11 protein-coding genes are annotated in these 13,444 nt (G+C 29.3%); 4 read left to right on the plus strand and 7 right to left on the minus strand.

What is annotated here, in order from left to right; all coding sequences use genetic code 11:
* Positions 1 to 3: 3 nt before the first annotated feature.
* Positions 4 to 1,725 (minus strand): long-chain fatty acid--CoA ligase, encoded by a 1,722-nt coding sequence (locus CRU95_RS03825; protein WP_129099831.1) that lies wholly within the window; start codon positions 1,723 to 1,725, stop codon positions 4 to 6.
* A 385-nt stretch (positions 1,726 to 2,110) separates the two neighbouring features.
* Here CRU95_RS03825 and CRU95_RS03830 point away from each other — a divergent pair, with 385 nt between their 5' ends.
* On the plus strand, positions 2,111 to 4,687 hold the full coding sequence (locus tag CRU95_RS03830; RefSeq protein WP_129099832.1) for a bifunctional aconitate hydratase 2/2-methylisocitrate dehydratase: 2,577 nt from the start codon (positions 2,111 to 2,113) through the stop codon (positions 4,685 to 4,687).
* Positions 4,688 to 4,705: 18 nt separating this feature from the next.
* Here the strand turns inward: CRU95_RS03830 and CRU95_RS03835 are convergent, their stop codons facing one another.
* Genes CRU95_RS03835 through CRU95_RS03860 form a run of 6 tightly spaced genes read right to left on the minus strand, consistent with a single transcriptional unit; the run spans position 4,706 to position 10,309 of the window.
* On the minus strand, positions 4,706 to 5,488 hold the full coding sequence (locus tag CRU95_RS03835; protein WP_129099833.1) for an HAD-IIA family hydrolase: 783 nt from the start codon (positions 5,486 to 5,488) through the stop codon (positions 4,706 to 4,708).
* Positions 5,488 to 6,285 (minus strand): carbohydrate ABC transporter permease, encoded by a 798-nt coding sequence (locus CRU95_RS03840; protein ID WP_129099834.1) that lies wholly within the window; start codon positions 6,283 to 6,285, stop codon positions 5,488 to 5,490. Before CRU95_RS03840 ends, CRU95_RS03835 begins: the two co-directional genes overlap by 1 nt.
* Before the next feature lie 5 nt (positions 6,286 to 6,290).
* Complete coding sequence (locus CRU95_RS03845) at positions 6,291 to 7,154, minus strand: carbohydrate ABC transporter permease (protein ID WP_129099835.1); 864 nt, start codon at positions 7,152 to 7,154, stop codon at positions 6,291 to 6,293.
* A gap of 8 nt (positions 7,155 to 7,162) precedes the next feature.
* Positions 7,163 to 8,431 carry an ABC transporter substrate-binding protein gene (locus tag CRU95_RS03850; protein WP_129099836.1) on the minus strand — a complete coding sequence of 423 codons (1,269 nt, stop codon included), beginning with the start codon at positions 8,429 to 8,431 and terminating at the stop codon, positions 7,163 to 7,165.
* A gap of 27 nt (positions 8,432 to 8,458) precedes the next feature.
* Positions 8,459 to 9,532: an ABC transporter ATP-binding protein gene (locus tag CRU95_RS03855; protein WP_129099837.1), complete on the minus strand. Its 1,074-nt coding sequence runs from the start codon at positions 9,530 to 9,532 to the stop codon at positions 8,459 to 8,461.
* A 12-nt stretch (positions 9,533 to 9,544) separates the two neighbouring features.
* Positions 9,545 to 10,309 (minus strand): DeoR/GlpR family DNA-binding transcription regulator, encoded by a 765-nt coding sequence (locus CRU95_RS03860; protein WP_129099838.1) that lies wholly within the window; start codon positions 10,307 to 10,309, stop codon positions 9,545 to 9,547.
* 203 nt (positions 10,310 to 10,512) lie between these two features.
* Between CRU95_RS03860 and CRU95_RS03865 the strand changes: the two genes are divergently transcribed.
* The 3 genes from CRU95_RS03865 to CRU95_RS03875 are packed head-to-tail and all read left to right on the plus strand — an operon-like array spanning position 10,513 to position 13,367.
* The gene (locus tag CRU95_RS03865) at positions 10,513 to 11,109 is read left to right on the plus strand and encodes a TetR/AcrR family transcriptional regulator (RefSeq protein ID WP_129099839.1); all 597 of its coding nucleotides are present in this window, start codon (positions 10,513 to 10,515) and stop codon (positions 11,107 to 11,109) included.
* The gene (locus CRU95_RS03870; RefSeq protein ID WP_129099840.1) at positions 11,093 to 12,028 is read left to right on the plus strand and encodes a Ni/Fe hydrogenase; all 936 of its coding nucleotides are present in this window, start codon (positions 11,093 to 11,095) and stop codon (positions 12,026 to 12,028) included. The genes CRU95_RS03865 and CRU95_RS03870 overlap by 17 nt, the downstream gene beginning before the upstream one ends.
* Complete coding sequence (locus CRU95_RS03875) at positions 12,015 to 13,367, plus strand: nickel-dependent hydrogenase large subunit (protein ID WP_129099841.1); 1,353 nt, start codon at positions 12,015 to 12,017, stop codon at positions 13,365 to 13,367. The genes CRU95_RS03870 and CRU95_RS03875 overlap by 14 nt, the downstream gene beginning before the upstream one ends.
* The last annotated feature ends 77 nt before the right edge of the window (positions 13,368 to 13,444 follow it).

Genomic DNA, 13,444 nt, shown 5'->3' on the forward strand with positions numbered 1-13,444 from the left:
CTCCTAATACATACTTTGAATTTCTTCTTTATATTTATTTTCAATTGCTTCTCTACAAACTTTCATAGAAGGGGTTAACTCTCCACCTTCTATTGTGGCTTGTTTTGTTATTAGTTTATATTTTATAATCATTTCCCATTTATTTACTTTTTTGTTTAATCTATCTATATGGTTTTGTATAGATTTTTGAATTCTACTTTGTTTAAAATACTCCTCTATAGTTAAGTTACTTGATTTTCCATGTTGAGTATATCGTTCATGGTCAACAAAAAGTAAGGCTGTAGTATATTTTCTATTGCTTGATATTAAAACTGCAAACTCTATATATTTATTTTTAGAAAGTTCTTGTTCAATTGGAATTGCATTTACATACTCTCCTGTAGAGGTTTTAAATATATCTTTTTTTCTACTTTGAATATAAATATATCCATCTTCATCAATTGAAGCAACATCTCCTGTATGAAGCCAACCCTTTTCATCAATAGTTTTTTTAGTTAGTTCTTCATTATTTAAATATCCTTTCATCAAAGAAGGACCTTTTACTAGAAGTTCCTCATTTTCAATCTTAACTTCTGCGGTTGGCATTGCTTTACCAGAAGTACCCACACGATTTGCCCCAGGATAATTTGTAGAGATTACTGGGGAAAACTCAGTCATACCATATCCTTGATATAGTGGAACTCCAATATTTAAGAAAAATTGATAAATATTTTTTTCTAAAGGAGCACCTCCTGAAACTAGCCACTTGATTCTTCCACCAAATATTTCTCTAAATTTAGAATAAACAAGTTTATCAAAAAATTTAAATAAGATTGAGTCTTTATTTATATTCTCTTTTAGTGCATAGTGAAAGGCAAAAGAAGCAATTAGTTTACTAAAAAATGGTTTGTCAGATATATTTGTTTTTATTTTGTAATATATTTTCTCTAAAAGTCTTGGTACTACAGTCATCATTGTTGGACGGACAGTTTTCATCAAAGTTGCTACGTTTGTAATATCATCTATAAAGTAAATAGAAACACCCCTTGAGATATAGTAACTCATAACAGCTCTTTCAAAAATATGAGCAAGGGGAAGTATAGATAAGATGACTTCTTTTTTATCTAATTGAATTAATTCATTTATATCTTTTACTTGGGAGATAATATTTTTATGGCTTAAAATAACACCCTTTGGATTACCTGTATTTCCACTTGTATAAACAATAGAAAAAATATCATCTTCTTTTGGTTTATGCTCTACATATTCAAGTCTATTGCAAATCTCTTTTCCCATAACTATTATTTCATCTAAATTGTAATAGTTTTTCTCTTTTATACAAAAATTATGGGTGATGAAAATAATCTCTTCTTTTATGTCATTTATTCTATTTATATCATCTATAAAGATATATTTACATTTTGAATCTTTAAGTTCAAAGTTTAGATTTTTTGTTGAGATGTTGGCAAATATGGGAACAGATATTGCTCCTAGTTGTTGAAGTGCAAAATCAAATATCAACCAAAAAGGAGAAGACTTTGCAAAAACAGCAACCATTGTGCCTTTTTTTATACCCAAGTTTTGTAAAGCAGCACATAAGCAAATCACTTTTTCTTTGAATTGTAATGCTGATATTGATTCATATTTATTATTTGCATTTATGAAGTTTAATAAAGTAGGATTATCATAAGTAGTTGTTAGATAGTCAAACATTTCATTGTAAGTAGAAAATCTATATGAATTCATGTCATAATCCTTAACTAATATAACAATATTGTATCATTATAACAAAAAAATAACAGAAATGTTCTAATTAATAATTATATTTAAGAAGAATATAACATTTATACTTAAAATCAAAAATTAAGTTTATATTGTACAAAAATTGTACAATATAAGAATGAAAGCACAAAACATAGACAAATGGCAAAAAATCAATAGAAAAAAATCACTAAGAAATAAAAGTAAAAATATTGACAAAAGGCCTATGTAGAGTATTTTAAGCTAGATGAAAGTTTTTTTTGTAACTTATATATACACAAATTAAACTTGTACAATTCATATCAAGAATTGTACATTAATACGCTTGGGTATATGCTATAATCAATTACAAATTAATTAGGAGAGATATATGAGTTTAATCGCTGATTATAAAGCACATACGCAAGAGAGACTTAATGAAGGTGGTCTTCCTCCATTGGCATTGACTGCTGATCAAACGGCACAATTGGTTGAACTATTAAAAGCAAATACTGTAGAAGATTCAGATTACGCATTAGATATGTTTAAAAATAAAATTAACCCAGGTGTAGATGATGCTGCATATGTAAAGGCTGCATTTTTAAATGATGTAGTGCAAGGGAATGTTACCTGTTCTGTTATTTCTAAGATTGAAGCAATTGAAATTTTAGGGACAATGATGGGTGGGTTTAATGTCCTTCCATTAGTTGATGCATTAAAAGTAGAAGAAACTGCAGCAGATGCAGCAAAACAATTAAAAAATACAATTTTAGTATATGATTCATTCAATGATGTAAAAGATTTAGCAGATGCTGGAAACAATTATGCTAAAGAGATTATTGAATCTTGGGCAAATGGTGAATGGTTTACAAACAAACCAGCATTAGAAGAAGAAATTACTTTAACAGTTTATAAAATTCCTGGTGAAACAAATACAGATGATTTATCTCCTGCAACTGTAGCATTTACAAGAGCTGATATTCCATTACATGCAACTGCAATGTTACAATCAAGAATGGAAAAACCATTAGAAAAAATGGTTGAACTTAAAGAAAAAGGTTTCCCTTTAGCATACGTTGGTGATGTTGTTGGAACTGGAAGTTCTAGAAAATCAGGTATTAACTCTGTTCAATGGCATATGGGTAGAGATATTCCAGGTGTTCCTAATAAAAGAACAGGTGGAGTTGTTATTGGTTCTATTATCGCTCCTATTTTCTTCAATACAGCAGAAGACTCAGGATGTTTACCAATTCAAGCAGATGTAGATGCCCTAGAAACTGGTGATGTTATTACTGTAAAACCTTATGCAGGACAAATATTAAAAGAGGGAAAAGTTGTTTCTGAATTTACTTTATCTCCAAATACATTAACAGATGAAATGAGAGCAGGTGGAAGAATTCCATTAATTATTGGTAAAGGATTAACTGCAAAAGCTAGAGAAGCTTTAGGTTTAGAAGCTTCTGATTTATTCATTACTGCATCTCAACCAGCAGCTTCAACTAATGGTTATACTCAAGCTCAAAAAATGGTAGGAAGAGCGTGTGGTATGGAAGGTGTTAAACCTGGTATGTATGTTGAGCCAATTTGTACAACTGTTGGATCACAAGATACTACAGGACCTATGACAAGAGATGAGATTAAAGAACTTGCTGCACTATCTTTTGGTGCTGATATGGTTATGCAATCATTCTGTCATACTGCTGCTTATCCAAAACCATCAGACATTAATTTACAACATACACTTCCTGAATTTATTACTTCAAGAGCGGGTGTTACTTTAAGACCAGGTGATGGTGTTATTCACTCTTGGTTAAATAGATTATGTTTACCAGATACAGTTGGTACTGGTGGAGATTCTCATACAAGATTCCCAATTGGTATTTCATTCCCAGCTGGTTCTGGTCTTGTTGCATTTGCAGGGGTTACTGGTATGATGCCTTTAACTATGCCTGAATCTGTACATGTTAAATTTACTGGTGAATTACAACCAGGAATTACATTAAGAGATTTAGTTAATGCTATCCCTTACCAAGCTATTAAAGATGGTTTATTAACAGTTGAGAAAAAAGGTAAGAAAAATATTTTTGCAGGTAATGTAATCGAAATTTCTGGTCTTCCACAACTTAAAGTTGAGCAAGCATTTGAACTTTCAGATGCAGCAGCAGAAAGAAGTGCAGCAGCTTGTTCTATTCAATTGGATAAAGAACCAATTATTGAGTACTTATCTTCAAATATTGCTTTAATTGAAAAAATGATTGAAGAGGGTTACCAAGATGCTAGAACTTTACAAAGAAGAGCTGATAAAATGAAAGAATGGATTGCTAATCCTGAATTAATCACTCCAGATGAAGATGCAGAGTATTTAGCAACTATTGAAATCAATTTAAATGAAATCACTGAGCCATTATTAGCTTGTCCTAATGATCCAGATGATGTTGATACTTTAACAAACATTTTAGCTGATCCAAAAAGACCAACTGAAAAAATTGATGAAGTATTTGTTGGTTCTTGTATGACAAATATTGGATTATTTAGAGCTTTAGGTGAAGTACTTAAAGGTGAAGGTCCAGTTCCTGCAAAACTTTGGGTTGCACCACCAACAAAAATGGATCAACAACAATTAACTGAAGAGGGTTATTACTCAATCTTTGGAGCAGCTGGTGCTAGACTTGAAATACCAGGATGTTCATTATGTATGGGTAACCAAGCAAATGTTGGTCAAGGTGCAGTTGTATTTAGTACATCTACTAGAAACTTTGATAACAGACTGGGTAAAGATTCTAAAGTTTATTTAGGTTCTGCAGAAGTTGCAGCATTAGCAGCACTTTTAGGAAGACTTCCAACAAAAGAAGAATACCTTGATATGGTTCCTAAAAAAATCACTCCTGAAAAAAGAGATGATATTTATAAATACTTAAATTTCCACTTATTATCAGGTGATGAGTTAACTAACTTAGTTCACTCTTAATAGAAAGACAAAGAGGTTTTACCTCTTTGCTTTTTTTATTTCTTCTTTCAATTCTATCAAAGACTTAAAACTCATAAAATCAAAATCAAGTGTATTAGATGGTAATTTATTACCAGAATTTATCCAACCAGCAGATATATTTGCATTTTTTGCCCCTAAAATATCAGTTTCAAAAGTATCACCAATCATTAGAGTCTCGCACTTTTGCTTATCAAACTTTGATAATATAGTATCAAAACCATAAGGACTTGGTTTACCTATAACTTGAACCATTTTTTTAGTATACTCTTCAATTATATCAATCAAAACTCCACACTCTAACTCAAAGCCATCTTTTAGGGGAATTAGTTTATCTGGATTGGCTGCTATTATTTGTGTATTTTCACTTATTAAATTAATAGTATTTGATATATCTTTTAATGTAATGTTATTTTCCATCCCAAGTATTACTATATCAGGATTTTTATCATTTCTTTTATATTTCTCATATAGATTTTCTTGTAACTGTTTACTTCCTAGAACATAAATATTATCTAAATTATTTTCAAATAAATAGTGTTCAATTAGTTTTGTTGTAGTGAAAATATTTTTTTCACTTACATCAACACCACAAGTTAAGAGTTTTTCTTTATATCTGTGAATTTTATAATTGGAGTTGTTAGTAAAAAAGCAGTATTGAATATTTTCTTTATTCAAATAATCAATTATCTCTTTTGTTCCCTCTAAACTTTGCTCTTCCCTATAAAATACCCCATCTAAATCAAATATAATAAAAGTAATATTTTTTAAAGCTTCGTACATTATTTAATTCCTGTATGTAAAAATGAATTAACAAACTGTTTTTGAAAAATCAAGAATGCTAATAATAAAGGTGCAACTGATATCAAAGTTGCTGCTGATATTGTAGACCATTGAACTCCCGATTCAGGAGCTGCAAATATTGCTAATCCAACTGTAAGAGGTTTTACATTGTTTGAATTTGCAATAATAAGTGGCCATAAAAAATTATTCCAATGATAAGAAACAGATACCAAAGCATAAGCTAAGTATGTAGGCTTCGAAAGAGGAATATAAACTCTAAATAAAATCCCTATTGGAGAACATCCTTCCATCTTAGCTGCTTCATCAAGCTCATTTGGTATAGTTTTAAATGTTTGTCTTAAAAGAAATATTCCAAAAGCTGAAGCAATATAAGGTAATGCCATTCCCCATGTTGTATCTACTAAATTAAAATATGAAATAGTTTTATAATTTTCTAAAATCAAATTTTCTGGCATAATCATTAGTTGCATGAGTACTAGAAAAAAAGCAACATTTTTACCATAAAATTCAAATTTTGCAAAAGCATATGCAGCAAGGGTACATAATATCATTTGACCTATTAATATAATTGTAACTAAAGTAAATGTATTTATCAAATAGTGTAAAAATGGTGCCTGATTCCAAGCATCATAAAAACTTTGAACACTTAAAGGTGCAAATAAATCAAAGTTTGCTGAGTATTGTTCCGTATGAAAAGCAGCCCAAAAAGTATAAAATAAAGGAAGTATCCATATAAGGGCTAAAGTATAAGTTGATATCTTTTGTAATAATTTCATAGTCTCTACTTGTAGTGAATTTTTTTCTCAATTAATCCAAATTGAATTAATGAAATAATGATTAAAATTGAAAGTAACACAATAGTAAGTGTTGCTGCATATGAATAATCAAAAAATGAAAAGGCAACATCATAAATATAATATAGTAATAAATTTGAGGCATTATCTGGACCACCTTTTGTAAGTATAAACAGATGGTCAATCATCTTAAATGAGTTAATCAAAGCATTAATCATAACAAAAAAGGTTGTAGGCATCAAAAGAGGAAAAGTAACTTTTGTAAATGTCATCCATGAAGATGAACCCTCAATTTTTGCAGCTTCGTACAATTCTTTTGATATACCTTGAAGTGCTGCTAGATAAAATATCATAAAAAATCCTGCCTCTTTCCATACAGTCATAACTATAGTTGAACCTAAAACTAAATCTCTATCTCCTAAAAAATTGTATTCATTAAATCCAAAGTAGTGAAGAACTTGATTTATTAAACCAATTTCAGGAGCATAAAAAAACAGCCAAATATTTGCAACTGCAACCATAGGTAAAATTGTAGGAGTAAAATATGCAAGTCTTACAATTGATCTAGCTTTTATTTTTTCTTGAACAAAAATTGCCATTGCTAAAGCTATCATGATTGATAGAGGAACCGTTGTTAGTGAAAAATAAAGTGTATTTTTAAGCGTTTGCATAAATATTGGATCATGTATCATATACTCATAGTTATCAAGCCCAATAAATCTTCTGGGCTTGAGTACTGTTTGATTAGAAAAAAATGAGTTAATAAATGTTGTTACAGTTGGATAATGTGTAAATGCAACAATTAAAATAAATCCAGGTAATAACAATAACCAACCGTAAACATGTCTCATAATCTTCCTTATTTATAATCTTTTAATAATCTTGTTGCTTGGTTTTGAGCATCATTTAATGCATCTTTGGCACTTTTTTTATCTGTTAATACAGCTTGAATAGAGTCATCTAATATCTTTCTAACTCTTCCAGTTTGGTAAGTAGATAATTCAGCAGTTGCAAAGTCTAATTGATCTCTTGCAACTTTTGCAGGAGGAAACTCTTCAACATATTTTTTAAGTGCAGGTGTTTCATAAGCAGCTTTTGAAATACCAATATATCCCGTACCAATTGACCATTTTGCAGAATTCTCAGGGCTAGTCATAAATTTGATTAGTTTTAAAGAAGCTTCTTTTTGTTTTGGTGTTGTATTTTTAAACACATAAAAATTACCTCCACCTGTTGGAGTTCCTCTCATTTCTTTTGCTGGTAACATAGCAACACCAAAGTCAAAAGTTGCATTTTTCTTAACAGCTGTTAAATTACCAGTTGAGTGCCACATCATAGCAGTCTTACCACTTAAGAAATTTTTTCTAAGTGTTCCCCATTCAATTGTACCTTCTGGCATAATTTTATATTTGCTTGATAAATCTTTCCAGTATTGTAAGGCCTCAATAACTTTTGGATTATTGAAATAAGTTTTTGTTCCTTCACCATTCATAAGGACTTCACCATTTTGTTTAGCAAGTGCTCCAAACATCCAATATGGATAACCAGTTGAAGGAATCATTAATCCCCATTGTTTATCATTTGTAAGTTTTTTACCCATAGAAATCATTTCATCCCAATTTTTTGGTGGTTTGTTTGGATCTAAACCTGCTTTTTTAAATGCATCTTTGTTATAATACATTACAATGGTAGAACGTTGAAAAGGGATACCCCAAACTTTCCCTAAAGTTGTACCATTTTCCATTAAAGCTGGATAAAAACTTTTTAGCCATTTTTTATCTTCTTGGGATTTTGCAAGGTCAGAGAAAGATACAATGGCATTTTGCTCAATTAAGTCGTAAACATCAATAGAGAACATTACGGCTAATTGGGCAGGTTCTCCAGCTTTTAGGGCTGCAAGTGATTTAATTCTTGCATCATTATAATTACCAGCATATATTGCTTTTACATCAATATCTGGATTTTGTTTTTCAAAATCATTAACCATAGAATCAACTATTTTTGTTAATGGCCCACCCACAGATACAGGATAATACATTGTTAGTTTTGTTTTATCTGCATTTGCACTAGTTAGCAAACTTGCACCTATAACACTATACATAGCAACTTTTTTCATAAGTTTTAACATTTTATTTCCTATTATTAAAAATACTATTTAAGATAAGATTTCTCTTCTCTCACCAAAAGAATCAAAAAAATTAATCTTTGATTCCTGCCAATTTACCCAAACCCTATCCCCAGTTTGATAACTATTTTTTTTATCACTTCGCACTAAAATTGGTTTTTCTAAGTCATTATTAAGTGTTTGAATACCCAATATTGTGTCAGAGCCATGATAGTCTTGAAAAACAACTTTTGCTTCTATACCTTGATCTTTTTCTACAAAGAAAATATCTTCAGGTCTTATACCAAAGTAATTTGTTTTATTGGAAATACGGTTTGAGTAAGTAGATTTAAACTCTTGGTCATCTATATAGATTTGTGTACCTTCTTTTTTTACTTTTATTATGTTCATAGGTGGAGTTCCTATAAACTTGCCCACAAAAGTGGAAGCAACATTTTCATACAATTCTTGTGGTGTTCCTTGTTGTTCTATTTCTCCTTTATTTAATAAAATAATATGGTCAGCCATACTCATAGCTTCTGTTTGGTCATGGGTTACATATAAAACTGTCATTTTTAGTTGTTGCTGTAGTTTTTTTATCTCTATTCTCATCTCATTTCTTAATTTTGCATCAAGATTTGATAGGGGTTCATCCATAAGACATATTTTATTTTTTGCTACAAAAGCACGAGCTAATGCAACTCGTTGTTTTTGACCACCTGATAATTGTGAGGGCTTATTATCCAATAATCCTTCAAGACCTACAAGTTTTACAACTTTTTTCAACCTTTTTTCTTGGGTTTGTTTAGGTACTTTTCTTACCTTTAATCCAAAAAGAATATTTTCTTCTACACTTAAGTGAGGGAATAAAGCATAAGATTGAAATACCATAGAGATACCTCTTTTAGAAGATTGTAGTTTTGATACATCTTTTCCATCTATTAAAATTTCACCTGAGCTTATCTCTTCAAGTCCTGCAATCATTCTTAAAGTGGTAGATTTTCCACATCCTGAAGGTCCTAATAAAACTGTAAAACTCTCTTCTTTTATTGTAAAGTTTAAATTTTCTATAATTATTTTTTCTTCATATTTTTTTGTTATATTTTTTAATTGTATTGATGACATTAAATATTTCCTCTATTCATTTTCATAGTTTATTTCTACGCCGTTTTTTTCTAATAATTTACAGATATTTTCAGGAGGTTTTTTATCACAAAAGATAGAATCAACATTTGATATATTTCCACTTCTTATGTAGGCATTTCTTGTAAATTTTGAATAATCAGCCACTAAAAACACTTTTTTACTAGATTTACTTATGGCTTCCCTAGCTTGGCACTCTTCTTGTGTAAAATCTAATAATGAACCATTTTCTTCTATTGCACCAACTCCGTATATTCCAAAATCAACACTATATGAACTGAAAAATTTCTCAATATCATTTCCCACTATGTCTCTGTGTTTATTTCTTAATAATCCACCATGAAGTGTTACTTCAAAAGAGGAATTTTCACAACATACAAGAGCCACATTTAAATTATTTGTAAAGATTTTTAGATTTTTGTGATTGATTAGTTCTTTTGCAATTATTTCAGGAGTTGTACCAATTGAGAAAAATAAAGAAGAGTTATTTGGAATTTGTTTAGCAATTAATCTTGCAATGATTTTTTTTTCATCATAATGAATTATTTTTCTACTATCATATGATATATTATCTTTTTGAAGTGCCATTTCAACACCACCATATATTCTTCTTAAAAGTCCTTCTTCACATAAAAAATTTATATCTTTTCTAATAGATTGTACAGATACAGAAAAAATCTTGCTTAATTTTTCTACTGTTGCAGATTTTTCTTGTCTTACTTTTTCTAAAATATAGGCTTGTCTCTCTTTTGGTTTCATTATAAGCTTTCGTTTATATAGTTTAAAATCTTTCGTTCGAAAGAAATTACGGAAGTATAAATACAAATTATTACATTGTGATTACAAAGAAAAGAGTTTTGATTCTTATGTTTAGATTTAATTATTAGAATATGGTGAATATTCATTTATTATTAACATAGATTTTAATATTATATATCATTATTAAATTAAGGTAAAAAATTATGTCTGTAAAAGAAGAGAAAAAAAATAGTATTATTAGAAATTCGTTGATACTATTCGCTAAAAAAGGTTTTTATAATACAACTATTCCAGATATAGCAAAAGCTATGAGTATGAGTGTTGGTAATATGTATAATTACTTTTCCTCAAAAGAAGAATTAGCAAAAGTTGCTATAAAATATTCTACAAATATTATGGCAGATGATTTGAGAAAAATCAATAATATGGATATTACTTCAAAAGAAAAACTTTATTTATTTATTAAAAACTATTTGAAAAATGTAAAAAATTCTCCTGAAGTAATAAATTACTTTTTAAGAGTTTATTTATCAAATAGAGAAGTATTTAAAGAAGGGTGTGAGGGGTTTTTGTGTGTAGGTGAATTTGTAACTGAAGTTATGATTTTACTTGATGATGGTGCACAAAAAAAAGAGTTTAGAGAACAAGAATTTTTCCCAGCATTTGGTATGCTAATGGGAAGTTTAGGTGGATTTGCATTTATGAGTGGAGAAAATGTATTAGAAAAAGATTTACTTGAATATTCTGATTCTATTGCTGAAAATATTTATAGAGCACTAAAATATGATGAAAATGCATAAAACAGCTTTACCAAAAGTTGTTTGGCTTCAAGGTATTACTTGCAATGGTAATACCCACTCTTTTTTATCTGCAAATTCATCAAGATTTGAACAATTTAATAATAATTTTGATTTGATTTATCATCCTAGTTTAACTGTTGATACTACTCTTGATGAGATTTTAGAATCAAAAGATAGAATTGATTATTTGTTAGTTGAAGGTGCAATAACAAATGATGAATTCTATTTTTCAATTTCTAACAAAAATTTATCAGATGTTTTAACTGCACTTGTTTTAAAATCAAATTTTTTAATTGCCGTTGGTTCTTGTGCTTCTTATGGAGGAATCCATGCAAAGTTTGAACAAAATGGCAAAACTGGTGGATTAAAAGATTATATTTCCAATGAAAATCAAGCATCACTTTCCCATGAAATTATAAATCTTACTGGTTGTCCTGTTCATCCAGAATGGATAATTCAAACTCTTTTTACCTTGAAATTTAATGGTTCAATTACCCTTGATAATAAATCAAGACCAATAGAGTTGTATGGAGGTCTTGCTCACCATGGTTGTACTAGAAATGAGTACTTTGAGTGGAAAGTAGAGGCAAAAAGTTTTGGATTAAAAGAGGGTTGTTTATTTTATAATGAAGGGTGTCGTGGACCAATGACACACTCAAATTGTAATAAAATTTTGTGGAATGATGTTAGTAGTAAAACAAGGGTTGGTATGCCCTGTATTGGCTGTACAGAATATGATTTTCCAAGACTTAATATGTTTGAAACTAAAAAACATATAGGTATACCTTTTGAGCCACCACTTGGAATTCCTAAAAGAGCATATTTATCAATTTCAGGTGTTGCTAAAACATTTACGATTCCTAGATTGAATCAAAAATTAAACCACTTTTATGAAAGTAAAAATAATGAAAACAGTTGATATAGTAGAACGAATTGAGGGTGAAGCAAAGCTTAATTTAACTTGGAAAGATAAAAAAGTAAGTGATGCTTCAATTGACTTTTTAAATTTTAGAGGCTTTGAATATATTTTAGAGAATAAACCTATTTTAGATGCTTTAGTTTATACCCCAAGAATTTGTGGAATATGTGGACAAGCTCACCTTTTAGCAACTGTTAATGCAATAGAAAATTTATATAAAAATTCTGGTAACGAATTACAAATAACAAATAAAGCTAAAATACTTAGGGAATTAGGATTGATTATTGAAATAATTGATTCACATATTAAGTGGTTTTATATGTTTATAATGCCAGATGTTATAGCAATATCTAAAAAACAATATGAGGGATATACTCCCTTAAAAGGAGAAAAATGGCTAGGAGCACAAAAAGGTGCTAGTGAAATAATCAAAGCCTTAGCAATTTATGCAGGACAATGGCCACATACATCTTATATGATTCCTGGTGGAGTTATGAGTGATCCAACGCTATTAGATATTGTAACTTGCGAAAACTATATTGATCAAACAATAAAGTATTTTGAAAAAGATATAGCAGGAATAAGCATTGAAAATTATTTATCTTTAAATAGTTTTGAAGAACTAACTTTACTATCTTCATCTTTGAGAGATTTTGTTGATATCTCTTTTGAAACAAAACTAGAGCAAGTGGGAAAGGCACACAATAGACATTTAGTTTTATCAGACATGATAGATGTAAAACCTGGACTTTATAATAAAAAGATATCTAATAATATTGATTTAGCAAAGATAAAAGAGAGTGAAGAATATACTTTTAATATAAATAAAAAAGATAATAAAAAAGCTCATACATGGTCTAAAAGTGTTCAATATAATAAACATTTTTATGAAGTAGGGCCCTTATCAAGAGCTGTTATAAATGAAAGAGAGTTTATAACAACCTTACATAATAAGTATGATGATTCAACATTTACAAGAGTAATGTCAAGGGTTGATGAAATAGCACATCTTTTAATCTACAGTAAAAAACTTATAAAACAAATAGATATAAGTGAAGACTCATATATTAAGCCTAAAATAGATTTAAAGAGTCTAGAAAATATAACTGCAACTTCTAGTGTAGAAGCATGTAGAGGTTCACTTGTTCACACCCTTAGTGTAAATAAAGGGCTTATTACAAAATATGATGTCATTACACCTACTGTTTGGAATTTGGGTCCAAAAAATAATATAGAATTAGGCGTTGCCCAAAAAGCAATTATTGGTTCTAAATCACTAAATGAATCAAAAATTATATTAAGATCATTTGATGTATGCTCTGTTTGTACAACACATTAATGAATGTTTATTCAAAAAGTAGAGTAGTTTTGTAACAAGCTTTATAAATTGTTAAAATTCCTATTACTTATGTATTC

This window comes from Arcobacter sp. F2176, from assembly GCF_004116465.1.
Taxonomy (GTDB): domain Bacteria; phylum Campylobacterota; class Campylobacteria; order Campylobacterales; family Arcobacteraceae; genus Arcobacter; species Arcobacter siniprincipis.